The organism is Micromonospora sp. DT178 (assembly GCF_049841695.1).
Classification (GTDB): domain Bacteria; phylum Actinomycetota; class Actinomycetes; order Mycobacteriales; family Micromonosporaceae; genus Micromonospora.
This window is the reverse complement of sequence record NZ_JBNCKV010000021.1, coordinates 96,933-122,666: the sequence shown is the minus strand read 5'-3', so window position 1 is coordinate 122,666 and position 25,734 is coordinate 96,933. Positions and strand designations below refer to the sequence as shown.

Sequence of the window (25,734 nt, the reverse complement as noted above, 5' to 3'; positions counted from 1 at the left end):
AACAAGCCGAACAGCAGCACCAAGAAAACGAAAGCCGCGAATAGTCCCAGGCCACGACGCACAGGTTAAAGATCAAGTTAGGGCCTGTTCCAGAAGTACGGGCTGAGGTTCAGGCTGGTCGGTTGGGGTCTGCTGGTCAGCCGGCCCAGCTTCGCATGAGGTGATGCTTGGTGGTCAGAGCCACTCGTCGATCGCGGCGACGTGCACGGCAGCTTCGAAGCGGACGGCGAGTTTGTCGTAGCGGGTGGCCACGGCTCGGTGGCGTTTGAGCCGGTTGATGCCGCACTCCACGGCGTGACGGGCCTTGTAGTCCTCGATGTCGAACGCTGGTGGCCTGCCACCGGCTGCGCCGCGCTTCTTACCGTTGCGGGCCTGGTCGGCGGGCTCGGCGATGGTGGCCTTGATCCCGTGGCGGCGCAGATATTCACGGTTGCCCGCGACGAGTACGCCTTGTCGCCGCGCGCCCGAACCGGCCGCTGCCGTGCTCGGCCTGGTCCCAGTCGGGGCACCCGGATACCCCGCAGCACCGGCACGAACTGCGGCGAGTCCCCGCGCTGCCCGGCGGTGACCAGGATCGACGGCGGCTTCTGGCCGTGCTCGCACGCCAGGTGGATCTTCGTGGTCAGGCCACCCCGGGGCCGGCCGAGTCCGTGATCGGCAGGCTCAGACACCACCCCACCGGCTGGCTCCTGCTGCGCGTCGCCGTCGCGTCGGGCGCCGGCGACGTGCTGAAGAGACCGGTAGATCGTCGAGTCGACGTTGACCTCCCAGCAGACCAAGTCGGCCGCGTCCGCACTGCCTGCAACCCCGTGAGGACCCGCGCCCGCACCCCCGAGCACTGCCACCGCCTGAACAGCCCATACACCGTCTGCCTGCCACAGAAAACACGTTGGCGGATCACGGCGGCCCGCTGCTAGTTTTCCCGAGGCCGTGCGAGAGACCGAGGAGGTGGTACCCGTGAACGTTTCGACATGGGTGCTCCCCTCTGGGGTCACGGTCGGGCGATAGGTCGTCCGGGAGCGCCGTTCACGAGCACTCCCGAAAGGCACGACCATGCGATTCACTACTGAGCGGCGCCTCGATGACGGCGTCCTCGAACGCGAATTCACCCTCGGCGAGATCCCCGGCATCCTGTGGACGCCCGGATCCGCATCGGCACCGGTCCCGCTGATCCTGCTCGGTCACCCCCCGCTCGGACTGCACAAGATGTACCCCCGCCTGGTGGCGCGGGCCCGGCACGCTGCGGCGGATGGCTTCGCCGCCGCCACCATCGAGCTCCCCGGCAGCGGTGACCGGCCCCGTTGGGTCGCCGTCGAGCAGGCCCGCGCCGACCTGCGCCGGGCTATGGAGGCCGGCGAGCCGGTCAGCGACGAGATCATCGACGCCCTCGTCCTCCCGCTCGTCGACAAGGCGGTCCCGGAATCGCAGGCCGCCCTGGATGCCCTCCTGTCGCTGCCCGAGATCGGCGGCCCGGTCGGGTACTCGGGGGGAGTGATCTCCGTCGGCATCCGGCTTGCGGTGGTCGAGCCGCGCATCGTGGCCGCCGGCTTCTTCGCAGGGAGTTTCGTGCCTCGCACCATGTTCGAGGAGGCCCGACAGGTCACCATTCCGTTGCATGTCCTGCTGCAGTGGGATGACGAAGGCAACGACCGGCAGGCGGCCCTGGACCTGTTCGACGCCTTCGGCTCCAAGGAGAAAACGCTGCACGCCAACATGGGCGGACACACCGGTGTCCCGCAGTTCGCAGGGGAGGACGCAGCCAGGTTCTTCGTCCGGCATCTGCGTTAGCCGCGGGCCGGGGCCCTTGCTGCCAGACCAGCCGCAGGCGGTAGGCGGCGCCGGCTGGCACGCCGCTCATCGAGGACACGCCCCGGCTCTCCTCGATGGCGGTGGCCAGCAGATGCAGTACCGCCCCGGTCGCGGCGGTACCGGGCCATCCGCGGTACCGGCCGGTCGGGGCGGAGTTATGCTCATGGTGACCGGTTTGATCTCTGCAAGATCAGCTGTATCTCCTTTTTGTACTCCAGAGGGGTACCCCGACAACAGGCCGTGCGTGCCCGGATCTGCGTCAGCAGTCCGGCGGCGGCCTGGCCGAGTGGAGTAAATCGACACCGACAAGCGCGGGTGGCGATATGGCTGTCTGCCCTCGGGTCATGCGAGTGCCTTGGCGGTGATCTCCGCCGGTGTGAGGGTGGCGTCGATGGAGGTCAGCTTGCCTAATGCGCGGTAGTGACTGAGTGTGGCTGCCGCGGCTGCCCGGTAGGACTGCAGGCCCGCAGTGATGCGGTCCGGGTTGTCGTCGTGGCGCTGGAACAGTTCGCCTCCACAGCGGTCGCAGACGTCGGGGCGTGCTGGGGCAGCGAACTCGGTGTGCCAGGTTCTGCCGCAGCCGCGGCATATGCGACGGCCGGCCAGGCGGCGAAGGACCTCGACGTCGGGCAGGACGAGGTCGATTGCTCGGTCGATGGGTGTGCCGAGGTCGAACAACACGGCGTCGAGGACCACCGCGGTGACGGCATGGTTAGGGAAGCCGTCGAGGACGAAGCCGGCGGCGACGTCGGGCTCGGTGAGGCGGTTACGGATCATGGACAGGAGAACCTGGTCTGGTACGAGTTCACCAGCGTTCATATGCTGTAGCGCCTGGAGCGCGGCAGGGGTTTTCGCCCGCATCTCGGCCTGGACGGCGTCGGCCAGACTGAGGCAGGGAACGGCGAGACCCGCGGCGATGGAGCCGGCGATAGCCTCCCGACCGGAGCCGGGTGGTCCGAGAACGGCCAGGCGCATCGACGCAACCTATCGTTGTAGCGGCGGATGGTGAAGGTGTCAGATCACGACCCTGGCCGAGTTGCAGCGTTGATCGACCCTTGATCCGTGACCGCTCTGGCGAGCCTGACGGTGTCGGCTTGTGGGTTCGCTCGATCGCTCCGGCGCACTGTCATGGGCCCGATGAGCGGACGTCCGGTGGCCGGCAGGATGATCACACGTGGCGGCGGCAGAATTCGTGGTCGATCTAGTCACCGACCCCTCGCTCGGGCGCGAGGTTGAAGCATTCGATGCTTGGCGCATTCGCTGGTTCCTCGACGAAGCCGCAGATGACGGCCACAGCAATGAGGACATCGACGCAGCCTGTACCCATCTTGCCGGCGAGGGCCACCTACACGAGGTGGTTGAAGGCCGCTGGTTCGCGCTGCCTGACGTTCCGGGCGGCCCAGCATGAGTCACCCACACATAGCCACCCACCGCCGTCCGTCTTGACGCAGGACTCCTCACAGGTATCCGGATCTGCCGCCGACCGTGCTCGTTCGGCGCCGCCCTGTCGTGCCGAGAAGGGTGCGTTGACAGTTCATCGCTTGATACCGCTAACAGCGCTGGGGTCGCCGATGCGTGAAGGCCGCAGGACCACCGTCCTGGGGGTGAACTGCACCCGCTCACTCTTTGGCAGCTTGTCGCCGTAAGTTCCGAAGTGCGGCCGGACACTACGTGGTGTGAGAGAAGAGCACGCAGCCGAGCGGTATGAACAACGGTTCGTGGAGCTGTGGACCGAACACGGACCTCGGGTGATGGCGTACGCGTTGCGACACCTTGACTCCGACTCCGCACAGGATGTGGTGTCGGAGACGTTCCTGGTGGCCTGGCGGAAGCTCGCCAGTGTTCCGGATGAACCCTTGCCCTGGTTGCTCGTGGTCGCCCGCAACACCATCTCCAACCTGCGCCGATCGGGACATCGGCAGGCACGGGTGGCCGTCGAGTTGGAACGGTTCCGGCAGGTCGCGGAGCCGGCGGCTGCCGCCGATGTCCTCGCCACGGAGCGCGCTACCGTGCTGACCCAACTGGCGACGCTGACCCCGAAGGAGCGGGAGGCGCTGCTGCTGATCGCTTGGGACGGCTTGACCCCGGAGCAGGCGGCGCGGGTGGCGGGCTGTTCACTACCGGCCTTCCATGTACGTCTGTTCAGGGCGCGGCGGCGACTACGCGCCAGCGGCGAGCCGGACGCACCGCCTCACGTCGACGCTGCCCAACGTCCACTGCCATCTGCAGGAGGCACCGCATGACCAAGGATCGCGACACAATGATCGTTGTCGAGAAGCTCAGGCCGGTTACCGCAGTCGATGACCGCTGGCCTGCCTCGACTCGGGAAGCTGCGCTGGCACACCTGTTGATTAACATCGCTGGCGACCTCCCGGAGGCCCCTCCACGGTCGCACAGGCGGCGGGTCGTGTTTACCGCCGCATTGACTGCCGGGCTTGTCGCTTCGGGTGCGAGCGTCGCCATCGCCGGAGGACTGCTGCCCGAGTCATTCACTAAGCCGTTGTCGTTCTGGGCGACCGAAACCGGGGGCGCGGTGGACGTCCAGACAGCACGACGAGTGGCCCAGGCACCGGGCCCTGACGGCACCGTACTGTCCGTCTGGTCCGCCAAGGGCCAGGACGGCACCACCTGCATAGCCCCGCTGTTCGAGCCGCCCGGTGACCTCGACCGGCCGGCTCCGACAAGCTTCAAACTTGCCGGGGGACAGTGCGCGGGCGCGGCGGACCGGGGCACGGAGCCGCTCAGCACCATGGGCGGATCCGAGGATGGCAAGGGAATACACACGATGTGGGCTGCCGCCGGGGATGCGGTGCGGGCGGAACTGCGACTGCCCGACGGGTCCGTGCGGTCAGCCGTACGCGCCGAAGACATGTTCTTCTTCTGGTACCTCGCCAACGAGAGCGTCGACCCGCCGGTCTTGGTCGGGTACGACGCCGCCGGAAACGTGGTGGCGGAACGGTTGCCGCCCAACCTGAGAAAGCGGGTGCACCCCGGCACCGGCGTTGATCTTTCAACGGGTACAGCGATCCCGACTTCCCGGTAACGCCATCGCGTCCGGATCGGTCCCGCAGTATTCATGGCCGTCGCGGCAATGAACGTCTGCCGCCAGCGCGTCACCCAACACCGTCAACGCCTATAGTCTCGGCGACCGAAGCCCTGCCATGCCGCGAAGCGCTCGTCACCGAAGGTGACGCCGGCGCCGGGCGCCGCCCTGCGGACGTGCCGAGAGGCGGACGCGTGGACTGGGCGCGAGGGCGTCATGGCGGGTTCGACTCCGGAGCACCACGAGCACCACGTGCAGATGTCGCGCGGTTGGGGAAGGTTTCACTGCGGTCCGTTACAGCACCGTCCGTCACGGCGAAGCGATCACGAGTGGGCCCCGACGTCCCAGCGCCCACACGGTGAGTGCGAAGCAGCAGAGCGCCGTTCCCGTGATCGTGACCGCTGTCCAGCCGCCCGCGGACCAGAGCATGGTCGCGGCGGCGGAGCCGATAGCAGCGCCGATGAAGTTGCCGGTGGCCAGCGCCGTGTTGAGCCGGCTGCGGGCCTCGTGGGAGAGGGCGAACAGCCGCGCCCGGTTGAGGAGGGCCTGCGTCTGTAGGGCGACATCGATCATGATGATCGCGATGATGATGAGTACGACGGAGCGGCCGGCGAACGCCGCGACGACGAAAGCGCCGAGGGCCAGTACCCAGGCCGTGCCGGTGGCCGCAAGCGACCAACCACGGTCGTGCAGACGACCGCCGTGCAGACCGGAAAGGACACCAGCGAGGCCAGCCAACCCGAACATCCCAATCACCGCTACCGGGTACCGGAACGGTGGGCCGCTGAGCAGGAACGTCAGCGCCGTCCAGAACAGCGAGAACGTGGCGAACCCTGTGGCGGCCAGGACCAGCGTCCATCGGGCTGCCCGCTCCCGCATGACCACCGCGCCGACCGAGGCGATGAGCTGCGGGTATGGCATGCGCGTCCGCGGTGCCAGCGGTGGAATCGCGCGGTAGAGCACGACCGCGAGCAGGACGGCGACGACCGCGGCGAGGGCGAAGATCGTACGCCACCCGGCGGTGCCGGCGACGAACCCGCTGATCGTGCGGGAGGCCAAGATCCCGGTGAGGGTTCCGGACCCGACGGCGCCGACGATCCGACCGCGGTGTGCGTCGCCGGCCAGGTCCCCGGCGAGCGGTGTGAGGACCTGCCCGGAAATCGTCGTCACGCCGAGCACGCCCAGTGCGAGGAGGAGTACGCCGATCGACGGCGCCAGCGCGCACAGCAGCAGTGCGGCGGCCGAGGTCAGCAGCATCACCGGGACGAACCGGCGGCGGTCCAGGACGTCACCGAGCGGCACGAGCAGCAGCACGCCGACGGCGTACCCGACCTGCGTCGCGGTGATGAGCCAGCCGGCCGTCGCGGTCGCGGCGTGTAGATCGCCTGCAATGAAGCTGAGCAGCGGCTGCGCCCAGTACAGGTTGCCGATGGCCACTCCCGCCGCCAACGCGAACAGGAACGTCAGCCGACGGCTCATCTCTGACGGCGGTGCCCTGCGGGGTGCTGCCACCCTGCCACGCTAAGGCGCGGGATCAAGGCGTGGGGCCCGGCGAGGGCCTGAGCGTGGCAGGGCCGCACCCGCCGGAATGTCCACATCTCTCCCGGCACCCTTCAGGCGTGCCCAGACACTTCGACACGGCGGGCAACGACAGTCCCCACCGGTGGGGACCCAGTAGGGCACAAGACGCTGTCAGGCGATCGCGCGGGTATGGCTCGTCGCAGTCGCCGGCCAGCGGGCGATGCCGTTGCTCTGGCAGATCGGGTGCGCACATCTGCCGCTAGTCGTGCACATCGAACCTCGGTCCTGACGCTGTGGACGCAATGACCTATTCTGCGGTCATGGTCGTCGGCCTAAGGACAAGGATCAGCGCCGCGTTCCACCCCCGTTAGGCGGCCGCGTCCGCGGCCCCGAGAGGGGCAACCATGTCTCGTACGGACAAAGACGGTCCACATCACCCGCGAACCGGCCTGCGGTCGCTGGTCGGCGGTGGAGGCCCGCCGCGCTGGTTCATCAACGCCGTCTGGACCAGCAGGGAACGTCAGGCTGCGAGAGCCGCATGCCTTACCGCCGCGAAAGAACATCGCGGTAACAGGATCGTCGACACCATTCCCACCACCCCGCAGCACCGACACGGCGCTCAATGGCTCTGGTGGTGACTCGTGCTGTGCTTCGCGCGCCATCTCCTACCGCCCGATCTACCCGTGGTCGTGCCGTGCCAGGCTGACGCCCGGATCTGCCGCTTCCAAGGCCGCTCGTTGACCGGCGGAGACGTCACGCTCCGCACAAGTCACCAGCTCGCCAGACTCGAGAGACTTGTCGGGACGGTAGGCCGTTGGCCTTCTGCCAGTCAGCGGTGGCTGACCACGTTGACCACATTGCCGTCCGGGTCGCGGACGAAGAAGCGCCGGCCGCCCCACTGCTCGTCGGTAATCGGGTGCACAATTTCTGCGCCCGTCGCGCGTACCGCCTCGTAGACGGCGTCGACGTCAGCGACCTCCACGCTGAGGTCCGGGTTTACGGAGGCCGCTGCATCTTTGGTGATGAGGATGACCTGGGCGGTGGGGTCGAACGGTGAGACCAGGTTGACCACCCAGCCCAGGTTCATCTCCTCGCGGAAGCCCAGAAGTTGGTAGAAGCCGCTGCTCGCGACCGGATCGGCGGTGGTGATATCGGGCACGGCACGGCGAATCGTCATGCCGGATTCTGGCACGCGAGGTACTGGCTCCGAGCACACTGATCTGCCGCAACTCGTGCATCGAGCGGCGCAACGTGCGACCTCCACAGCGTTCGGAGCACGGAAGTAGTGCCCTGGGGTGCTACCGGTATGCGGCGTTCGCTCAGAGCTGGAGCGCATCGGCGATGAGGCGGAGTTGTTCCGGCGACAGGTCACCTCCGTGGCGGCGGCAGGCATGCGATTCAAGGCCGACGAGGACGTCATCGATGTCTGCCCATCGGCACGGCGTCCAGTACCTGCGGCTGTCGAGTAGTTCTTCGCTGACCTGACGCACGTCGGACCGGGCACCGAGAGTGAGTGGTCAAGGCATCCGCGACCAGGTCGACGGCCGTGTGCGGGCGGCTGCTGTCGGCGCAGGCCGGGATGAGCAGGAGCAGCCGCTCGGCAGGGGTGTGATCCTGATCCGGCTGATGCGCTGCGACGACGACTTCCGGCCACGCGAACGCCCGCGCATACTCGATCCGCCCAAGGCTCCGGTGTACTGGCGTTGGCCGGAGCGTTGCGGACGCCATCGCCGACGAGCTGGTCGCTGGATGCACACCGCGAGATCACGGCAGCGTCGACTGCGGCAGACCGAGATCGACAGATGATATTGGCCGGTGGACCGAGAGTTGATCGGCCAACAGGCCGGCCAGGGGTTGCCGGTCGCGCAGATCTCTAAAGGTGCCATCGGCGACGACGCGGCCGGCGTCGAGCATCACGACGCGGTCGGCGCGCATGATCGTGGACAGGCGGTGCGCGATCACCAGGGTCGTCCGCCCGGCGCGGGCGGCGTCGAGGGCCTCAGCCAGGTCACGCTCGGTGCGAGCGTCGAGGTTCGCCACGGCCTCGTCGAGGACGAGGATCGGCGCCTCGGTGAGCAGTGCACGGGCGACGGCGACCCGGGCTCGTTGGCCACCGGAAAGGGCGCCGCCCCGTTCCCCGACGGGGGTCTCCAGCCCGCGCGGCAGTTCGTCGGCGAACGCGCTGACCTGTGCGGTGCCGGCGGCTCGCTGTAGGTCGGTGTCGGTGGCGTCGGGCCGGCCCAGGCGGATGTTGTCGGCGATCGACCCGGGGAAGAGATGCACGTCCTGGGGCACGACGGTGACCGCGCGCCGGAGATCGGTGTCGGCGAGGTTCCGCAGGTCGACGCCGCCGACCGTGATCCGGCCAGCGGTGGGGTCGGCGTAGCGCAACAGCAGGTGGACGCAGGTGGACTTGCCGACGCCGGAGGCGCCGACCAGGGCGACGGTCTCGCCGGGACGGATCGTGAACGAGACGCCCGACAGCACCGGGCGGCCGGGCAGGTAGCCGAAGTGCACGGCGTCGAAGACCACCTCACCACCGGCAGGCGCCGGCAGTGGGGCGGTCGGGGCGGTGACCGGTGCCGGGGCGCGCAGCAAGGTGTCGATGCGGTCACCTGCGGCGCGGAGGACGCCGGCCTGTTTGAGTAGCAGCGCGACCTGGGCCGCCGGGCCGAGCACGGTTCCGGCGAGGACCACCGCGACCGGTGCGAGTGCGGGGTCCAGACGGCCCGTACCCACACCGTCGGCCACGACCAGCAGCCCGCCGACGCCGGCCACGGCCAGCAGCGCGTCGATGAGCGCCGTCTCCAGGCCCGCCCGGGCGGCGTTGGCCCGCTGCGCCCGGCCGAGCTGCCGGGTCCGCGCGGCCAGGTGGGCGCGCTGCCGGTCCATCGCCCCGAAGACGGTCAGCTCCCGCAGGCCCTGCACGGTGTCGACGATGTCAGCCGTCATGCTGGCGGTCGCCGCCCGGACGCGCGTGCCGTGCCGGTCGGCGTGGCGACGCAGCAGCCACGGCACCACCGTGATCAGGCTGGCCAGCGGCAGCACCACGGCGGGCAACCACGGGTCGATCGACGCGGCGAGCAGCGTGCCGGCGGTCAGGACGACGGTGGCGGTCAGCAGCTGCGCGATCGTGTGCGCGAAGAGCCATTCCAGGGTCTCCACGTCGGACAGCGCGACGGTGGTGAGGTCACCGGAGCGCTTGCCGGCCAGTCCGCCGGGTGCGATCCGGGTGATCGCGTCGTAGACCCGCAGTCGCAGGTCGGCCAGGACCCGGTAGGCCAGGTCGTGCGAGACGAGCATCTCCCACCAGGTGGCCGCGGCGATGACCGCCACCAGCCCGCCGAGCACCGCGGCGACCACGTCGACCGGTGTGGGGTCCCCGGTGACCGCCCGTCCGAGCAGCCACGCGCCGAGGACCGCCGCGCCGGCGGTGGCGAGCTGTCCGACGAGGTTCGCCGCCAGGGTCGCCCAGAAGGCCTCGGAGTGCCCCGCGATCGCGGGCAGCAGCCGCCGCAGCGCGCCGGGCTGCCGGCCGCCGGGTCCGGGCTGCGCGGCACGGCCGGTCGACAGGCCGGCCGGGTCGGATGCGAGGTCCGTCGTGACCATCAGGGCACCTCCTGCGCGGTGACGAGCTCTGTGTAGGCGGGGGTGGTGCGCAGCAGGTCGTCGTGGCTGCCGGTAGCGGTGATCCGGCCGTCGCGCATCAGCGCGATCCGGTCGGCGTGCCGGACGCTGGCGAGCCGATGGGCGATGACCAGGCAGGTGCGCCCGCGTGTGGCGTCGGCCAGCGCCGTCACGATCTCGGCTTCCTGTCGTCTGTCCAGGTGGGAGGTGGCCTCGTCGAGGACGAGCACCGGGGTGTCGGCAAGCAGCGCGCGGGCGATGGCCAGTCGCTGCCGCTGCCCGCCGGAGAAGGTGGTGCCGCGCTCGCCCACGGCTGTCGCGTACCCGTCGGGCAGGGCCGTGATGAAGTCGTGTGCGCCGGCGGCGCGGGCCGCGGCCCGCAGGTCGGCGTCGGTGGCGTCCGGGCGGGCCAGGCGCAGGTTCTCCGCCACCGTGCCATGGAACAGGTATGTCTCCTGCGCGACCACGGTCACCGTCCGGCGCAGCGCGTCCCGCGTGAGGTCGCGCAGGTCGACGCCGTCCACGGTGATCCGGCCGGTGTGCGGGTCGAGGTGCCGCAGCAGCAGGCTGGCCAGGGTCGACTTGCCCGCGCCGGACGGGCCGACCACCGCGACGGTCTCGCCGGGGGACAGCCGCAGCGTCACGTCCCGCACCGCCGGCGACTCCCGGTCGGGGTAGCGGTAGCTGACCGCCTCGACGGCGACCGCCGGACCCTCGGCGAAGCGGGGGGCGACGCGGCCGGTGTGTGTCACCGGGGCCGGCGCGGTGAGCAGGTCGGTGAGGCCGTCGACGGCGGTGATGCCGAGGTAGCCGGCGTGCCAGTGCGCGCCCAGGTCGCGCACCGGCCGGAAGCACTCCACCGAGACCAGCAGCACCAGGAACGCGGTGCTCACGTCGGCCCGGCCGCCGCTCGCGGCCACGGCGGCGGCGACGGTCGCCGCGGCGAGCCCGGCCTGGATGAGCAGGGCGCTGATCCCGCTCTCGATCAACGACAGCCGCAGCTGCGTCATGGTGGTGGCGTGCAGGTCGTGGTTGCGCGCCTCGATGCGGTCGCGCATTCGGCCGACCGCGCCGAAGGCCCGCAGGGTCGCGGCGCCCTGGAGGGTGTCGAGGAAGTCGGCGGCGAGCGCGGTGAAGGCCGCCCACCGTCCCCGGCCCCGCCGCAGGAGGGTGGCGTCCCACACCCGTGGGACGGTCAGCACCAGCAGCACGGCGGTGCCGAGCAGCGTCGCGGCGACGGGCGCGACGGTGGCCAGCCACCCCACCAGCGCCGTCGGGACGGCCACCGTGACGAGCACCTGCGGGACGTAGCGGCTGTAGTAGGCGTCGAGCCCTTCCACGCCGTCGACCAGCGTGGCCTGGGTGCGCCCGGTGCGCGCCCCGGTCAGCCAGGCCGGGCCCAGCTCGGCCAGCCGCGCCACCAACCGGTCGCGCAGCCGGGCCCGGATCCGGGCGCCCGCCGTGGCGGTCGCGGCCTCCCGCCAGTACAGCAGCAGGGCCCGGGTCACGATCACCGCGAGCACTCCGGCCAACAGCGGGGGAGTGGCGTCGAGGTCACGGCGCGACACCGCCGCCAGCGCCGCGGCGAGCAGCAGGGCCTGACCGACGTACGCGGCCGAGACCGCCACGCCGAGCGCCGCGCACCCGGCCACCGGTCCGGCGACGGCGCCGCCGAGCCGCACCAACTCCCGATGGACGATCACGCCGCCTCCAGCGGGGTGTCCGCCAGCGCCCGGACGGTGCCGGTGTGCGCGTCGGTGACCACCCGGCCGCGTACGCCGAACACCGTGGCGAGCAGCTCCGGGGTGACCACCTCGGTGGGCGGCCCGTCGGCGGCGACCCTGCCCTCGGCCAGCGCCACGACCCGGTCGGTGAACCGGGCGGCGTGGTCCAGTTCGTGCAGCACAGCCACCACGGTCAGGCCCCGCTCGGCGTGTAGGCGGCGCACCAGCGACAGCACCTCCAACTGGTGCCGTACGTCGAGGAAGGTGGTTGGCTCGTCCAGCAGCAGCACCGGGGTCTGCTGCGCGAGCGCGAGCGCGAGGCGGACCCGCTGGCGTTCCCCGCCGCTGAGCGTGTCCACCTCCCGCGCGGCGAGCCCCGCCACGTCCGCCGCGTCGAGTGCGGCGACCGATTCGGCGTCCTCCGGGCGCCACAGCATTCCCAACGGTCCCCGGTGCGGGTAGCGGCCCTGCGCGACGAGTTGCCGCACGGTCATCCCCGGCATCGGCGGTAGCTGTTGGTGCAGCACGGCCACCTGCCGCGCCACGTCCCGCCGGCGCATCGCGTGTGCCGGACGGCCGCGCAGCAGGACCCGCCCGCTCTGCGGCGGGTCGATGCCGGCGAGCAGCCGCAGCAGGGTCGACTTGCCGCAGCCGTTGCGGCCCACGAGCGCCACGCACTCACCGGGACGGATGACCAGGGACACCCCGTCGAGCACCGGCCGGTCCCGGTACCGGTACCGGACCTCCTCCGCCGCGAACACCGGTTGCGTCATGACACCTCCACGTGAGACGACCTGCGCGCCACGACGACCAGGGCCACCGCCCCGAGCAGCGCGGTCACCGCGCCCGCCGGCACGCCCAGCCGCTGTGCGGCCGATCCGGACTGCACCATCACCGTCAACACCTGCGCGAGCGCGTCCGCACCCGCGACCGCGCTCGCCCCGACCAGCGCGCCGGCCGGCAACGCCCGGCGCAGGTCTGCCCCGCACATCGCCCGGGCCACGTGTGGCACGACCAGCCCGACGAAGGCCAGCGCGCCGGCCAGCGCGACGGCCCCGGCAGCCAGCGCCACGGCCAACGCCAGGCCGATCGCGCGGGCCGTGCGGGGCGGCACACCGAGCGCGACGGCGTGCCCGTCACCGGCGGCCAGCACGCCCAGCGGGGCCGAGCACAGCCAGGCCAGCACCAGCGACGCGACCAGCCACGGCCAAGCGGTCTGCACGTGCGCCCAGACCCGGCCGTCGGTCGAGCCGACGAGCCAGCGCATCGCGTTGCCGAACCGACCCGGCTGGTACGCCAGCAACAGCGTGGTGACCCCGGCCAGCGCTGCCGACCCGAGCAACCCGTACGCCGCCACCTCCGTCGTCGAGCCGTGCCGCGCCAGCAGCCACATCAGCGCGCCACCGAGGGTGCCGCCGGCCAGCGCGGCGAAGAGCGCGCCGGAGGCCGAGTCCGCGGGCACCAGCCCGATCTGGATGCCGGTGAGCACGCCGAGCACCGCGCCCGGGCTCACCCCCGTCAGCTCCGGCGCGGCCAGCGGGTTGCGCAGCACGGCCTGCAACAGCAGCCCGGCCGCACCCAGCCCGGCACCGGCGAGCAGCGCGGTTACCAGGCGAGGCAGCCGCAGCTCGACGAGTATCCGCTGCTCCAGGGGGTCCAGCTGCGGCCAGTCCACGCCATTGCCCACGGCCAGTTCCGCGACGGCCGCCGCGAGCAGCGCCCCGACCGCCCACCACCACCTCACGACGTGCTCCGTCGCGCCAGCATGAGCAACCCGGCGACGATGCCGACGGCCGCCGTCCACGCGCCGAGCGGAGTCTCCGCCGGAGCGAAGACGTGTCGAGCGGCGAGGTCGGCGACCGTGGTGAACAGCGCGCCGATCGCCGCCGCCCAGGGCAGCAGGAGGCGCGCGTCGGCGGCCGGGCGCAGCCGGCGGGCAGCGTGGGGCGCGACGAATCCGATCCACGCGATCGGTCCGCACGGTCCCACCACCACGGCGACCAGGACGGCGGCGAGCCCCAGCACGGCGATCCGAGCCCGGCCCACGTGCAGCCCGACGGCCGCCGCCGCCTTGTCACCGAGGCGCAACACCCCGAGCGCGGGCAACGCCAGCACAGCCAGCGGCACGCACGCCAGCAACCACGGCAGCGTCAGCCGGGCGTGGTCCCAGGTGATGCCCGTGAGGCTGCCGACCAGGTACCGGAACAGCGTGTCGTACTGCAGCCGGTCGGCAGCCGCCAGCACGGCCAGCAGTACCGCCTGCAACGCGGTGGAGACCGCCGCGCCGATCAGCAGCACCGCGCCCGGGCCGCGACCCGTGCCGGCAGCAGCCAGACACACCGCACCCCCACACACCGCCCCGACCAGCGCCACCACCGGCTGTAGCGCCACCGGTACCGGCAGCGCCCAGACCACCGTCACCGCCGCTGCCAGGGCACCGCCGGTGGACACCCCCATCAGTTCCGGCACGGCCAGCGGATTGCGCAGTGCCGCCTGCATCAGCAGTCCCGCCGCCCCGACCGCCGCGCCGCCCAGGAGGGCGAGCAGCAGCCGTGGCATCCGCAGCTCCCACAGCACCACCCGCGCGACGTCCGCCTCTGCGGGCAGGCTCACGCCCAGGGTCAACCCGACCACCACGGCGAGGGCAGCCACCAGCGTCAACGCCGCCGACCAGCGCAGCACCGGCCGGGGCACGGCGACGCCGAGCGCCGTCATGCGGTCGCCTTGGCGACCGCCTCGTCGAGAATCAACCCCAACGCGCGGGTGCCCCGGCCCGAGGCCCACAGCTCCGCCGGCACCTCGTGCGCCCGGCCCTCCCGCACTGCCGTGATCCGCTTCCACACGGGGTTGGCGGCGTACTGGGCCGACACCGTCCTGGCGTCCGGGCCGAAGGTGAACGACTGGATGAACACGATGTCCGGGTCACGCGCGAGGATCTCCTCCACGTTGTACGCCTGCGCGGTGTCGAAGCCGCCGCCCTTGCTCGGCCACGGGTAGTCGAACACCTGCGACAGCAGGTGGCCGAGCAGGTCGTCGGAGGTGTTGACCCCGATCGACGTGCCGCCGTACATCGCCAGCGCGGTCGTCTTGTTCAGCCCACGCTCGGTCGAGGTGGCGCGGGCGGCGGCGAGCCGGTCGCGGAACGCGCGCTCGGCCAGCACCTGCTGGGCGCCGCGGTCGGTGAGCGCCGCCACGTCGCGCAGGTAGCGCACCGAGTCCTCGTACGTCTTCACCTCGACCAGCCACAGCGGCGCGAACTTCTCGATCGCCGGGCGAAGCTGGTCGTGCGCTCCAGCGAGACCCATGACGAGGTCCGGCTTCGTGGCGGCGATCGCCGCCACGTCCTCGTTGCCGAACATGCCCGGCAGGGTGGGCACTGCCTTGCCGGCCTCCCCGAGGTAGTCGGGACGGGCGACGAGCTTCGGTGTCGTGGTCGCCGCCGGCGTCAGACCCAGTTCCACCAGCGCGTCGTCGCACAGCCCGGTCAGGCAGACGATCCGGTCCGGCTTCGACTTCAGGCTCACCGTCTGCCCTCGTGCGTCGGTCAGGCTCAACCTGTGGGTCACCGCCTCCACCGGCGGCGCGGAGGGCGCGACGGCGGCAGCGGGCTGCGACGGTGCGGAGGAGCCACCGCAGCCGGTCAGCGTGACACCAGCGGCGAGCAGGGCGGACAGGGCGAGACGTAGTCGTGTCACAACCATGAACTTTCGTTGGGAAGCAGAGGCAATCCGGTAACGATAACGGTTGTCATAAGCGATTACGTCGTGGGGTGGGGGAGCAGGAGGAGCCGGGCGCCGCTGCCCTCGCCGGCTGGTCCCTCCTGCTCCAGCGGGCGGTGGCTCGACGAACTGCGATCGCGCTGCCCTCCCGGACCCCGGCCCGATACGTCGCACCGTCGGCTGACCGGACGCCGACGGGACGGGACAGCCGGAGCAGGGGAGCGACCGGGTCAGCGTGAGATGGGCTCGAGTGCCACCGGGACGCCGCCCGCGAGCCGGCTGCGTTCCGCGGCAAACGCCATGCGGTGGCTGTCCAGGGACTCCCGCGGGCCTGAGCGCACCCGCGACCGGTCGCCGGTGGCCACCGCCTCGACGAAGGCCGCCATCAGTGCCATGTCGCCTCCGCCGTGGCCGGAGCCGGCGTCCGCCCCGCCGCCCCGGGTGTCCGTGGTGACGCTGTTGCCGGTCACGAAGTCGGTCACGGTGACCTGCTCGCCGTCGCCCTCCAGGTAGCCGTGGGTACCCATGATCCGGGTTCGGCGGTGCCCGCCGGGGGTGAAGGCGCTCATGGTGAGGGTGGCGGTCGCGCCGCCGGCGAACGACACGGTGACGCTCTGGTGGTCGGCGACGTCGTTGCCGCCGGCGTAGACGCACCGCCCGTAGGGCCCGTCGCGCAGCGCGGCGTCCACGCCGTCGCCGGTCAGGTCGCGGGTCACCACCGACAGCGGCCACTCGTGCCGGGCGGGGTCGGCGAGGCAGGCGCGGTAGAAGCGGGCGGCCGAGTAGGGACAGGTCGACTCGACCCGGCAGTCGAGGCAGCGGTCGGCGGCGCCGGCCGGTCGGTTGCCGGGGTGGAAGTGGTGCAGCGCGCCGACGCTGCTGACCTGTGCCGGGGTGTCGTCGACGATGTAGCGGAGCCAGTCCAGGTCGTGGCAGCACTTGGCGAGCAGGCTGCTGGAGGAGTCGTCGGCGCGGCGCCAGTTGCCGCGGACGTAGGAGTGGGCGAAGTGCCACCAGCCGACCGGCTCCAAGTGTTCCACGCCGATTATCCGGCCCAGCGTCCCAGCGTCGACGTGCCGCTTCACCGCGTCGGTGTAGCGGGTGTAGCGCAGCACGTGGCAGACGGCGAGCAGCACGCCGGTGCGCTCGGCCGCTGCGGCGACCGCCTCGCACTCGGCCTCGGTCGGCGCGATCGGCTTCTCCAGCAGGATGTGGTAGCCGAGGTCGGCGAGGCGGGCGGCCGGTTCCGCGTGTTCCCGGTCGGGGGTGGCGAGGACGACGGCGTCGGCCAGTCGGGGGTGCGCGCTGAGGGCCCGCCAGGATTCGAACGAGGCGGACGCCGCGATGCCGTGGGCATCGGCGAGCGCGGCCCGGTGGGCGGGCCGGGGGTCGGCGACTGCGACGATGTGGGCCCGCTCAGGATGGCGCAGTGCGTATCCGGCGTAGGTGCTGCCGCGGTTGCCGGCGCCGACGACGGCGAGGGTGACGGTCATCGGAGTCCTTCGCTATTACGGTTCTGGATCGATCTGTCCAGGCATTCGCACGAACAGTAACGATGTGACCTCGGTACATACGGGCTCTAGTATCGGCCCGGACCGTAAGTTAATGTACTGCGAACTTGACTCCCCCGGAAGGATGCGAGATGCGTGTTCGGAAGAGCCTTTCGGCCGTGGCGGTGGCGCTCGTCGCCGCGCTCGCGGCCACGGGCTGTGGCGGTTCCGGCTCCGGTGACTCCGGCAAGGCGACCGTGACAATGTGGAAATATCCGGTGATCTTCGAAGAGGCGAAGCACCGCGCGCACTGGGACGAGACCATCAAGGCGTTCCAGGCGGCCAACCCCGACATCGAGGTCAAGGTCGAGATCTTCCCCTGGGCCAACCGCGACCAGGCGCTCGCCACCGCGATCGCGGGCAACAAGGGGCCGGACGTCGTCTACCTGATCCCCGACCAGCTGCCGAAGTACGCCCGCAACATCGAGCCCGTCGACAAGTACCTCGACGAGGCGACCAGGAGCGACTACCACGAGAACGTGGTGCAGTCGGTGAGCATCGACGGCAAGATGATGGGCGCCCCGATCCTCACCAGCGCCTCCACGCCAATCTGCAACAAGAAGGTCTTCGCGGCCGTCGGCGAGACGACCTACCCGACCAGCTGGAACGACCTGCTCACCCTGGCCCCGAAGTTCAAGGCCAAGGGCTACGACGTCGCCGCGTACGCCGGTGACGCCAAGCAGACCCTGAACCAGACCTTCTACCCGCTGCTCTGGCAGGCCGGCGGCGACGTGTTCAGCCCGGACGGCAAGTCGGTCGCCTTCAACAGCGACGCCGGCAAGAAGGCGCTGAACTTCCTCAAGCAGCTCGTCGACGGCGGCTACGTCGACAAGTCCCTTGTCACCGCCGTCCCGCCGATCGAGCAGACCCGCATCGCGCAGAACAAGGTCGGCTGCGTGTGGAGCGTGCCGGTGACCGAGATCGAGAAGTTCTGGGGCAAGGACAACATCCAGGTCGTCCCGCACTTCACCGAGACCAAGCAGATCGGCTACGGCACCGTCGGCTCGCTGTCGATGCTGAAGACCTCCAAGAACAAGGAGGCGGCCGGCAAGTGGCTCGCCTTCGCCACCAACGCCGAGAACACCAAGAAGTACGACCTGGCCTCCGGCTTCTTCTCCCCGCGCAAGTCCACCGGCCCGCTGTACACCGGCGACCCGGTTCTCGGTGAGCAGGAGAAGCAGGTGGGCGCCAGCACGGTCGGCCCGCTGCACGAGAAGGCCCGCGACGTCCAGGGCGTCCTTTCCCCGGAGATCCAGGCCGCCCTGCTCGGCAAGAAGTCGGTGGAGCAGGCGCTCGACGACGCGGCGAAGGCCGCCACCCCGCTGCTCGGATAGCGCCGGCGCGGCTCGCGGTGGGCCCACCCCGCCCACCGCGGGTCGCCGAGAAAGGTTGTCAGATGGTTGCACTACCGGGGAGCCGCCGCCAGCGCGTACGCGTGCGCCGCCCCTCCGCCCGCGAGGCCGGCACGGCGCTGCTGTTCGTCCTGCCGTTTCTGCTGCTCTTCGCCGTGTTCCGGTTCGGGCCCGCGATCGCCGGGGTGATCCTTGGCTTCACCGACTACACGATCGGTGGCGAAACCGGCTTCGTCGGGCTGGAGAACTTCCGTCGGCTCGTCGACGACCCCACGTTCTGGTCGGCGCTGCGCGTGACGGTCCTGTTCACCGTGCTGTCCGTGCCTCTGTCGATGCTGGCTTCCCTCGGCATGGCGCTGCTGACCCGCCGTGCGTTCCGCGGCGCGAAGCTCTTCCGGTCCATCTTCTTCCTGCCGGTGGTGACCAGCCTGGTCCTCGCCGGTGTGGTCTTCACCTGGGTCTTCGCCGAGAACGGGCCGTGGTCGCGGGCCATGGGCGCGGTCGGCCTGCCGGCCGGCTCCTGGCTCGCCGACAGCGCGCTGGTGGTCCCCGCGCTGGTCCTGGTCTCCGTCTGGTCCCGCTTCGGCTACGGCATGCTCATCCTGCTCGCCCGGATGCAGGACATCCCGGCGGAGCTGGAGGAGGCGGCGCTGACCGACGGCGCGTCGGCGTGGCAGCGCTTCCGGTACGTGACGCTGCCCCAACTGCGGCCCGCACTGTTCTTCGTCGCCATCATCGAGACCACGGTGTCGTTCCAGGTCTTCGACATGATCTATGTGATGACCGCCGGCGGCCCCGTGCGGTCCAGCTACAGCCTCGTCTACCTGCTCTACGACCAAGGCTTCAAGTACTTCGACCTGGGCTACGCCAGCGCCGTCGGGGTCGCCCTGTTCGTGCTGACGATCATCGTGGCGCTGATCCAGCGGCTGACCCTCGGGAGGGAAGAATGACGGACACGATCACGCCACCAGCCACCGTCATGCCTGTCCCGCCGGCGCCGCCCACGCGCGCCCGGCGACCGTACCGGCCCGGCAGGCCCGGCAAGGGCTGGATGATCGGCCGTACCGCCCTGCTGGTGGTCGGCGCGGCGATCACCCTGTTCCCCTTCTATGCGATGGTCGTGCTGTCGTTGAAACCGACCGGGCCGGTCACGTTCCCGGACAGCCTGCTGCCCTGGCCGTTCTCCACCGAGGCGTACGACCAGGTGATCGGTGCCAAGAGCGTGCTGCGCTGGATGTGGAACACCGTCGTCTACTCGGTGGTGTCGGTGGTCGGCGTGCTGCTGTTCGCCTCGATGGCCGGTTACGCCTTCGCCAAGAAGCGGTTCCCGGGCAAGGAGACCATGTTCTGGTCGTTCCTGGCGATGCTGATGGTGCCGTACCACGTCACGATGATCCCGACGTTCATCATCATCTCCGAGCTCAACGGCGTGGACACGTACTGGGGCATGATCGTGCCGACCCTGGCCAACGCCCAGGCGGTGTTCCTGATGCGGCAGTTCATCGCCTCGCTGCCCGACTCGCTGTTCGAGGCGGCCCGCCTCGACGGCTGCTCCGAGTGGCGGGTGTACGTCTCGATCGTGCTGCCGCTGATCAAGCCGATCCTCGCCACGCTCGGCGTCTTCGTCTTCCTGTGGCACTGGAACGATTTCCTGTGGCCCCTCATCGTCGGGCAGAGCCTGGACATGCGTACCCTCACCACCGGCATCGCCTCGCTGCAGCAGGAGAACGTGGCGTTGAACATGCTCCTCGCCGGGTCGGTCGTCGCGTTCGTGCCGATCTTCATGGCGTACCTGATCGGACAGCGCCACTTCCAGGAGGGCGTCGCCACCACGGGTATCAAAGGGTGAGCGTCATCGCGGTGGCGGCCTCGCCGGAGGTCCGCGAGCTGTTCTTCGACGCCGAAGGCTGGGCGGCGCTGCGCCGACTGGGGGAGGTGCGGCTGCCGGCCGACGACGCCGACGTCGGCGACAAGCGCGCCCTGGCCCGGCTGCTGGGCGACGCCGACGTCGTCGTCACCGGCTGGGGCACCGCCCCGCTGACCGCCGAGGTGCTCGCCGCCGCGCCCCGGCTGCGGCTGCTCGCGCACACCGGGGCCAGCGTCAAACCGTTCGTCACCCCCGCCAGCTTCGCCCGGGGCGTCCGCGTCACCCAGGCCGGCGAGGCGATGGCGTACGCGGTGGGGGAGCAGGCGCTGGCGCTGACCCTCGCCCTGCTGCACCAGCTGCACCGCTTCGATCACGCCCTGCGGACCGGGGTGGACTGGGGGGCCGCGAAGGTGGCGCCGCCCCGGCGGGAGCTGCGCGGGGCGACGGTCGGGGTGGTCGGGGCGTCCCGCACCGGCCGGGCGTACCTCGGCCTGGTGCGGGCGCTCGGGGCGCGGGTGCTGGTCGCCGACCCGTACCTGTCCGACGCCGACGCCGGAGTGCTCGGCGTCGAGCGGGTCGACCTGGACCACCTGCTCGCCCGCAGCCTCGTGGTGTCCCTGCATGCGCCGGTGCTGCCGGAGACCGTCAAGATGATCGGGGGGCGCGAGCTGGCCCTGATGCCCGACGGCGCGCTGCTGGTCAACACCGCCCGCTCGGCGCTGGTCGACGAGACCGCGCTGCTGGCCGTGCTGCGCTCAGGGCGGATCGACGCCGCGCTGGACGTCTTCGACGCCGAGCCGCTGCCGATGGACCATCCGTTCCGGCGGCTGCCGAACGTGCTGCTGACCCCGCACGAGGCGGCGGGGACGGTCGAGTCGCGGCGGCGGGCCGCCGACATCGTCATCGCCGAGATCGACCGGTTCCTACGCGGGGAGCAGCTGCGCCATGAGGTGCGACCGGAGCACCTCGATCGCACGGGCTGAGCAGGGCTGACCTGCCCCTGGCGCGGCGGCAGCCCGGATGAGTAGCCTCTGCGCTCATGCGCATCGCCCTCGCCGGACTGGCCACCAGTCACCCCTACACCGACGCCCGCACCCTGCGCGACGACGCGGAGCTCGTGGTGTGGGAGCCCGACCCGCAGCGGCTGGCGCGGTTCCGGGCCGAGCAGCCGGACGCGGCGGTCGCGCCGGACCTCGCGGCGCTGCTGGCGACCGGCCCGGACGGCGTGGTCCTCACCGTCCCCACCTCGGACGTGCCGGAGGCGTTGTCGCAGGTGCTGGAGCGCAAGCTGCCGTGCTTCGTCAACAAGCCGGCCGCCGCGACCGTCGGGCAGCTCGACCGCTTGGAACGCGTCGTGGCGCGGGCCCCGGAGCTGGTGCTCTCCTCCTCGGTGCTGCGCTTCGCGCCGGAGTTCGTCGCGTTCGACGTGCCGCGCGAGGAGGTGCTGTCGGTGCGCGCCACGGTCCGGCACGACGTCGGGCTCTGGGCCACCGGCTACAACCCGTGGCAGGACGACCCGGCGGTCGGCGGGGGCACCTTGGTCATGATGGGTCTGCACGGGGTGGAGCTGCTGGTCGCGCTGCTCGGGCCAGCGGTGCGGCTGGTCGGGGCCGCCGGCACCGTGCGCCGGCACCGGGGCCTGCGCTCCGAGGACACCGGGCTGCTGGCCGTGCAGTGGAACGACGGGGTGCCCGGCACGGTGGAGGTGCTCGGGGTCAGCGAGGGCGAGGCGTACGAGGTCACCGTGCACACCGCCGCGGGGGAGCGCCGGGTGGTGCTGCGCGGCGGGGCCGACGAGCTGGGCTACCGGGCCACCATCGACGCGTTCGTGGGTATGGTCCGGGGCGCGCCGAGCCCGGTGCCGTGGGCGCAGACCCGGGCCGTCCTGGACGTTCTCACCTCGGCGCGCGCCGTGGCCTGACCCCCGCCGACCCGATCCATGCGTCGGGTGCCTTGACGCCCCTCCGACCGGAGGTTTACGGTCATGACCGTTACTTCGGAAGGGGCGTGGCTGGCATGCGTACGGTGGCGGAACTGGAGGAGCGGCTCTCGCGCCCGCGGGACGTCCTGGTGGACGACCTGCGCAAGCTCGACGGGGACATCCTGATCCTCGGGGCGGGCGGCAAGCTGGGGCCCAGCCTCGTCCGGCTGGCGCTGCGCGGCGTCGCGGCGGCGGGCACCGACGCCCGGGTGATCGCGGTGTCCCGCTTCTCCGAGGCGGGGCTCGCCGACGCGCTGCGCGACGAGGGCGCAGTAGTGGTCGAGGCCGACGTCACCGACGACGCCGCCCTCGCCGCGCTGCCCGACGCGGCGAACGTGGTCTTCCTGGTCGGGGCGAAGTTCGGCACCTCCGGCCGGGAACACGCCACCTGGGCCACCAACACCTACCTGCCCGGGCGGGTCGCGCAGCGCTTCGCCGGCTCGCGCCTCGTGGCCCTGAGCACCGGCAACGTCTACCCGCTGGTCCCGGTGACCTCCGGCGGCTGCGTCGAGCAGACCCCGGTCCAGCCGGTCGGCGAGTACGCCATGTCCTGCCTGGGCCGCGAGCGCATCCTCACCCACTTCGCGCTGCGCGACGACACCCCGCTGGCCCTGATCCGGCTCAACTACGCCGTCGAGATGCGCTACGGCGTCCTCGTCGACATTGCCCGTACCCTGCACGCCGGCGAGCCCGTGGACCTCACCATGGGCCACGCCAACATCGTCTGGCAGGGCTACGCCAACGAGGTAACCCTGCGCGCCCTGCACCACACGCGGACACCGCCGTTCGTGTTGAACCTGACCGGGCCGGAGCTGGTCTCGGTCCGTCAGGTCGCCACCGCGCTCGCCGCCCGGCTGGGCCGTGAGCCGGTCTTCACCGGCACCGAGGCGCCGACCGCGCTGCTGTCCAACGCCCAGCTCTGCCACCGGCTCTTCGGCTACCCCGACGTGCCGGTCGCCGACCTGATCGACCTGACGGCGGACTGGGTCGCCAACGGCCAACCCCTGCTCGGCAAGCCGACCGGATTCCAGCGCCGCGACGGCAACTTCTAGGAGAGACCGTGTTGACCGCATCGAGCACCCGACAGACCTCGGCCCTGGCCCGGTTCCGGCGCGGCTGCGTCATCCCGGCGCACCCGCTCGCCCTGGACGCCGACCGCCAGCTCGACGAGCGCCGGCAGCGGGCTCTGACCCGCTACTACCTGGCCTCCGGCGCGGGAGGCATCGCCGTCGGCGTGCACACCACCCAGTTCGCCATCCACGACCCGAAGGTCGGCCTGCTCGCCCCGGTGCTGGAGCTGGCCGCCGAGACCGCGGCCGGCTCGGACGCCATCCTGGTCGCCGGCGCGTGCGGGGACACCGCCCAGGCGGTCGCCGAGGCCGAGCTGGCCGCCTCGCTCGGCTACCACATGGTGCTGCTGCCGCCGTACGCGCCGCTGGACGAGGACGCCCTCGTCCAGCGGGCCCGGGCGGTCGGCGAGGTGCTGCCGGTGATCGGCTTCTACCTGCAGCCGGCCGTCGGCGGCCGGGAGTTGTCCCGGGGCTTCTGGGCCCGACTGGCCGCCCTCGAATCGGTGGTCGGGATCAAGGTGGCGCCCTTCGACCGCTACCGCACCCTCGACGTGCTGCACGGCGTGTGCGCGGTCGGCCGCAACGGCGACCTGGCCCTCTACACCGGCAACGACGACCACATCCTCGCCGACCTCGTGGCCCCGCACCGGGTCATGGTGGACGGCCGGGCCGTCGAGGTCGAGTTCGTCGGTGGGCTGCTCGGCCAGTGGGCGGTCTGGGCGAACACCGCGGTGACGCTGCTCGACGACGCCCGCCGGGCCCGGGCCGGCGACGACGCCGCGCTGCGCCGGCTGCTCACCCTCGACGGTCACCTGACCGACGCCAACGCCGCCATCTTCGACGCCGCCAACGGCTACCACGGCTGCATTCCCGGCATCCACGAGGTGCTGCGCCGGCAGGGCCTGCTGGCCGGCCGGTGGTGCCTGGATCCGGCCGAGGAGCTGTCGCCGGGGCAGATGGCCGAGCTGGACCGGGTGCACCGGGCGTACCCGCACCTGCGCGACGACGACTTCGTCGCCGAGCACCTCGACACCTGGCTGTCCTGACCGCGTCCGACGCGGTCAGCCGGTCGGGCGTCCTCGCCGCCGCCCTCGTGGCCGCCCGCCTGGGACAGGGGCGGGCGGCACTGTCAGAGGGTGAGTCAGACCGGCCGGGTGACCCGCTCCCACATCATCACTGTCATAGGGTCAGGCGGTAGAGCGTCAGCGGGCGGCCGCTGGTGCCGGAGGCGAGGTTGCCGGTCCGCTCGGCCAGGCCGGCCAGCTCGAGGCGGTGCAGCATGCGCCGGGCGGTGCGCTGCTGCACCCGCAGCTGGTCGGCGACCTCCCGGCTGGTCAGCGGCTCGTCGCCGACCGCCGTGCGCACCTCGCGCAACCGCAGCAGGGTCGGCACGGACAGGCCGACCCGTTGGGCGATGACCGCCAGGTTCACCTCCGCCGGCGGCGGGGTCGGCGTGGTGGACTCCAGCACGATGTCGGTCTCGCCGCGCAGCGACAGCACGGCCGTGGTGGGGCCCACCCGGCGGGCGCGGCTCAGGGCGCGGCGCGCCAGGTTCTCCGCCTCGGCGGCGCTGCGTCCCAGCCCGAACCCGATCTGGACGGTCTCGTGCCGGTCGGCCAGGCGGCGCAGCATCGGCAGCGCGGTGAAGCCGCCGGTGGCGTCGTGCAGCGGCCCTCGGGTGGTGACGATGAGGTACGTGTCGGGGGCGAAGCGCGCGACGGTGCCGCCGAGCCCGGCCACCTCCTTGAGCAGCCCGTCGTCGCCGTCGGACAGGTTCGCCAGCCCGAGCGCGATCTGGGCGTCCTCCTGGGCCTGGCTGCCGACCTGCAGCAGGAGCTGGCGCAGCGCGGTGCGTACCGAGTGGTTCGACGGGGCGAGGCGGAACGCCGGCATCTCGTGGCGCAGCGTCTCGTAGACCGAGCTGAGGCAGGTGACGGCGACGTCCGCGCCGGCCTTGCGCTGGCGGCGGTGGAAGGCGATCACGTCGTCCGAGCTCAAGCCGCTGCGGTAGGGCAGCGACCGGACCCGGTCCACCGGCAGGTCGGCCTCGCCGAAGGTGCCGGCGAGGTCGGCGCCGGTGACGGTGTCGATCGACATGCGGGTGACGTCGCGGCCGTCGCGCAGCAGCCGCACGGCGGCCTGGAGCAGGGTCGCGCCGGTGTAGTCGACGAAGACCGCTGGCCGGTTCAGCAGGTTCGCCTCCCGGGCGAGGGTGTACGGCACGACGCCGGTGAACAGCCACGCCTCGACCTGGCCGGCGTGTGCCTCCACGATCGCCGGTGCCTGCGACTCGTGGTCGTAGTGCAGCCGCCTGGCGGTGACGCCGGGCTGCTCCTCGCAGGTGGCGGCCACGTCGTCGACCAGGTCGTGCGGACCGACGACCCCGATCTCAATGGTCACCGCTGCCTCCTGTCAGGGTTGCATTGTTCGCAGCACAAGATTACGGTCAGGCCCGGTATTACTGTAGCCCT

Annotated in this window: 22 protein-coding genes and 1 pseudogene; 11 read left to right on the top strand and 12 right to left on the bottom strand. The window is 71.5% G+C overall.

The window, feature by feature from the left end; genetic code table 11:
* Positions 1-174 precede the first annotated feature (174 nt).
* Positions 175-871 (bottom strand): annotated as a pseudogene (locus tag ACLQ22_RS28795) (IS5 family transposase); the annotation flags it as partial.
* Positions 872-1,053: 182 nt separating this feature from the next.
* Here ACLQ22_RS28795 and ACLQ22_RS28790 point away from each other — a divergent pair.
* Positions 1,054-1,788 carry an alpha/beta hydrolase gene (locus tag ACLQ22_RS28790; RefSeq protein WP_425695065.1) on the top strand — a complete coding sequence of 245 codons (735 nt, stop codon included), beginning with the start codon at positions 1,054-1,056 and terminating at the stop codon, positions 1,786-1,788.
* Between the two features lie 363 nt (positions 1,789-2,151).
* Here the strand turns inward: ACLQ22_RS28790 and ACLQ22_RS28785 are convergent, their stop codons facing one another.
* Positions 2,152-2,784, bottom strand: coding sequence for an adenylate kinase family protein (locus ACLQ22_RS28785; protein WP_425695064.1), 633 nt, complete (start codon positions 2,782-2,784; stop codon positions 2,152-2,154).
* 199 nt (positions 2,785-2,983) lie between these two features.
* Between ACLQ22_RS28785 and ACLQ22_RS28780 the strand changes: the two genes are divergently transcribed.
* From ACLQ22_RS28780 to ACLQ22_RS28770, 3 genes are all read left to right on the top strand, one after another.
* Complete coding sequence (locus ACLQ22_RS28780) at positions 2,984-3,217, top strand: DUF6896 domain-containing protein (RefSeq protein ID WP_425695063.1); 234 nt, start codon at positions 2,984-2,986, stop codon at positions 3,215-3,217.
* Positions 3,218-3,485: 268 nt separating this feature from the next.
* The gene (locus ACLQ22_RS28775; protein ID WP_425695062.1) at positions 3,486-4,052 is read left to right on the top strand and encodes an RNA polymerase sigma factor; all 567 of its coding nucleotides are present in this window, start codon (positions 3,486-3,488) and stop codon (positions 4,050-4,052) included.
* Positions 4,049-4,852, top strand: a complete 804-nt coding sequence (locus ACLQ22_RS28770) for a hypothetical protein (RefSeq protein WP_425695061.1) — start codon at positions 4,049-4,051, stop codon at positions 4,850-4,852. Before ACLQ22_RS28775 ends, ACLQ22_RS28770 begins: the two co-directional genes overlap by 4 nt.
* Positions 4,853-5,161: 309 nt before the next feature.
* Here ACLQ22_RS28770 and ACLQ22_RS28765 read toward each other — a convergent pair whose 3' ends face one another.
* The 9 genes from ACLQ22_RS28765 to ACLQ22_RS28725 form a co-directional block, all read right to left on the bottom strand.
* A complete protein-coding gene (locus tag ACLQ22_RS28765; RefSeq protein WP_425695060.1) occupies positions 5,162-6,331 on the bottom strand; it encodes an MFS transporter in 1,170 nt (389 codons plus the stop codon).
* Positions 6,332-7,202: 871 nt separating this feature from the next.
* Positions 7,203-7,550: a VOC family protein gene (locus ACLQ22_RS28760; RefSeq protein WP_425695059.1), complete on the bottom strand. Its 348-nt coding sequence runs from the start codon at positions 7,548-7,550 to the stop codon at positions 7,203-7,205.
* Between the two features lie 587 nt (positions 7,551-8,137).
* Positions 8,138-9,982: a thiol reductant ABC exporter subunit CydC gene (gene cydC, locus ACLQ22_RS28755; protein WP_425695058.1), complete on the bottom strand. Its 1,845-nt coding sequence runs from the start codon at positions 9,980-9,982 to the stop codon at positions 8,138-8,140.
* Positions 9,982-11,703 (bottom strand): ABC transporter ATP-binding protein/permease, encoded by a 1,722-nt coding sequence (locus ACLQ22_RS28750; protein WP_425695057.1) that lies wholly within the window; start codon positions 11,701-11,703, stop codon positions 9,982-9,984. The genes cydC and ACLQ22_RS28750 overlap by 1 nt, the downstream gene beginning before the upstream one ends.
* Positions 11,700-12,497, bottom strand: a complete 798-nt coding sequence (locus tag ACLQ22_RS28745) for an ABC transporter ATP-binding protein (protein ID WP_425695056.1) — start codon at positions 12,495-12,497, stop codon at positions 11,700-11,702. The genes ACLQ22_RS28750 and ACLQ22_RS28745 overlap by 4 nt, the downstream gene beginning before the upstream one ends.
* Positions 12,494-13,468 carry a FecCD family ABC transporter permease gene (locus ACLQ22_RS28740; protein ID WP_425695055.1) on the bottom strand — a complete coding sequence of 325 codons (975 nt, stop codon included), beginning with the start codon at positions 13,466-13,468 and terminating at the stop codon, positions 12,494-12,496. The genes ACLQ22_RS28745 and ACLQ22_RS28740 overlap by 4 nt, the downstream gene beginning before the upstream one ends.
* Positions 13,465-14,439, bottom strand: coding sequence for a FecCD family ABC transporter permease (locus tag ACLQ22_RS28735; protein ID WP_425695054.1), 975 nt, complete (start codon positions 14,437-14,439; stop codon positions 13,465-13,467). Before ACLQ22_RS28735 ends, ACLQ22_RS28740 begins: the two co-directional genes overlap by 4 nt.
* The gene (locus ACLQ22_RS28730; RefSeq protein ID WP_425695053.1) at positions 14,436-15,419 is read right to left on the bottom strand and encodes an ABC transporter substrate-binding protein; all 984 of its coding nucleotides are present in this window, start codon (positions 15,417-15,419) and stop codon (positions 14,436-14,438) included. Before ACLQ22_RS28730 ends, ACLQ22_RS28735 begins: the two co-directional genes overlap by 4 nt.
* Before the next feature lie 254 nt (positions 15,420-15,673).
* Positions 15,674-16,936: a Gfo/Idh/MocA family protein gene (locus ACLQ22_RS28725; RefSeq protein WP_425695052.1), complete on the bottom strand. Its 1,263-nt coding sequence runs from the start codon at positions 16,934-16,936 to the stop codon at positions 15,674-15,676.
* Positions 16,937-17,085: 149 nt separating this feature from the next.
* On the opposite strand from ACLQ22_RS28725, the gene ACLQ22_RS28720 reads away from it, so the two are divergent.
* From ACLQ22_RS28720 to ACLQ22_RS28690, 7 genes are all read left to right on the top strand, one after another.
* On the top strand, positions 17,086-18,327 hold the full coding sequence (locus ACLQ22_RS28720; RefSeq protein WP_425695051.1) for an ABC transporter substrate-binding protein: 1,242 nt from the start codon (positions 17,086-17,088) through the stop codon (positions 18,325-18,327).
* 62 nt (positions 18,328-18,389) lie between these two features.
* Positions 18,390-19,295 carry a carbohydrate ABC transporter permease gene (locus ACLQ22_RS28715; RefSeq protein WP_425695050.1) on the top strand — a complete coding sequence of 302 codons (906 nt, stop codon included), beginning with the start codon at positions 18,390-18,392 and terminating at the stop codon, positions 19,293-19,295.
* Positions 19,292-20,194, top strand: a complete 903-nt coding sequence (locus ACLQ22_RS28710; RefSeq protein WP_425695049.1) for a carbohydrate ABC transporter permease — start codon at positions 19,292-19,294, stop codon at positions 20,192-20,194. The genes ACLQ22_RS28715 and ACLQ22_RS28710 overlap by 4 nt, the downstream gene beginning before the upstream one ends.
* Positions 20,191-21,195 carry a hydroxyacid dehydrogenase gene (locus ACLQ22_RS28705; RefSeq protein ID WP_425695048.1) on the top strand — a complete coding sequence of 335 codons (1,005 nt, stop codon included), beginning with the start codon at positions 20,191-20,193 and terminating at the stop codon, positions 21,193-21,195. Before ACLQ22_RS28710 ends, ACLQ22_RS28705 begins: the two co-directional genes overlap by 4 nt.
* Before the next feature lie 56 nt (positions 21,196-21,251).
* Entirely contained in the window at positions 21,252-22,133 is an 882-nt protein-coding gene (locus ACLQ22_RS28700; protein ID WP_425695047.1) for a Gfo/Idh/MocA family protein, read from the top strand.
* Between the two features lie 95 nt (positions 22,134-22,228).
* Complete coding sequence (locus tag ACLQ22_RS28695) at positions 22,229-23,245, top strand: NAD-dependent epimerase/dehydratase family protein (protein ID WP_425695046.1); 1,017 nt, start codon at positions 22,229-22,231, stop codon at positions 23,243-23,245.
* Between the two features lie 8 nt (positions 23,246-23,253).
* Positions 23,254-24,309: a dihydrodipicolinate synthase family protein gene (locus ACLQ22_RS28690; RefSeq protein WP_425695045.1), complete on the top strand. Its 1,056-nt coding sequence runs from the start codon at positions 23,254-23,256 to the stop codon at positions 24,307-24,309.
* 133 nt (positions 24,310-24,442) lie between these two features.
* On the opposite strand, the gene ACLQ22_RS28685 is transcribed toward ACLQ22_RS28690, so the two are convergent.
* Positions 24,443-25,663, bottom strand: a complete 1,221-nt coding sequence (locus ACLQ22_RS28685; RefSeq protein WP_357875960.1) for a hypothetical protein — start codon at positions 25,661-25,663, stop codon at positions 24,443-24,445.
* Positions 25,664-25,734: the final 71 nt, after the last annotated feature.

Bases quoted from the DNA above. Each gene is read 5' to 3' on its own strand.
- ACLQ22_RS28790 (WP_425695065.1), top strand. From the start codon at position 1,054: ATGCGATTCACTACTGAGCGGCGCCTCGATGACGGCGTCCTCGAACGC.
- ACLQ22_RS28785 (WP_425695064.1), bottom strand. From the start codon at position 2,784: ATGCGCCTGGCCGTTCTCGGACCACCCGGCTCCGGTCGGGAGGCTATC.
- ACLQ22_RS28770 (WP_425695061.1), top strand. From the start codon at position 4,049: ATGACCAAGGATCGCGACACAATGATCGTTGTCGAGAAGCTCAGGCCG.
- ACLQ22_RS28765 (WP_425695060.1), bottom strand. From the start codon at position 6,331: ATGAGCCGTCGGCTGACGTTCCTGTTCGCGTTGGCGGCGGGAGTGGCC.
- ACLQ22_RS28760 (WP_425695059.1), bottom strand. From the start codon at position 7,550: ATGACGATTCGCCGTGCCGTGCCCGATATCACCACCGCCGATCCGGTC.
- cydC (WP_425695058.1), bottom strand. From the start codon at position 9,982: ATGGTCACGACGGACCTCGCATCCGACCCGGCCGGCCTGTCGACCGGC.
- ACLQ22_RS28745 (WP_425695056.1), bottom strand. From the start codon at position 12,497: ATGACGCAACCGGTGTTCGCGGCGGAGGAGGTCCGGTACCGGTACCGG.
- ACLQ22_RS28735 (WP_425695054.1), bottom strand. From the start codon at position 14,439: ATGACGGCGCTCGGCGTCGCCGTGCCCCGGCCGGTGCTGCGCTGGTCG.
- ACLQ22_RS28725 (WP_425695052.1), bottom strand. From the start codon at position 16,936: ATGACCGTCACCCTCGCCGTCGTCGGCGCCGGCAACCGCGGCAGCACC.
- ACLQ22_RS28720 (WP_425695051.1), top strand. From the start codon at position 17,086: ATGCGTGTTCGGAAGAGCCTTTCGGCCGTGGCGGTGGCGCTCGTCGCC.
- ACLQ22_RS28715 (WP_425695050.1), top strand. From the start codon at position 18,390: ATGGTTGCACTACCGGGGAGCCGCCGCCAGCGCGTACGCGTGCGCCGC.
- ACLQ22_RS28710 (WP_425695049.1), top strand. From the start codon at position 19,292: ATGACGGACACGATCACGCCACCAGCCACCGTCATGCCTGTCCCGCCG.
- ACLQ22_RS28700 (WP_425695047.1), top strand. From the start codon at position 21,252: ATGCGCATCGCCCTCGCCGGACTGGCCACCAGTCACCCCTACACCGAC.
- ACLQ22_RS28695 (WP_425695046.1), top strand. From the start codon at position 22,229: ATGCGTACGGTGGCGGAACTGGAGGAGCGGCTCTCGCGCCCGCGGGAC.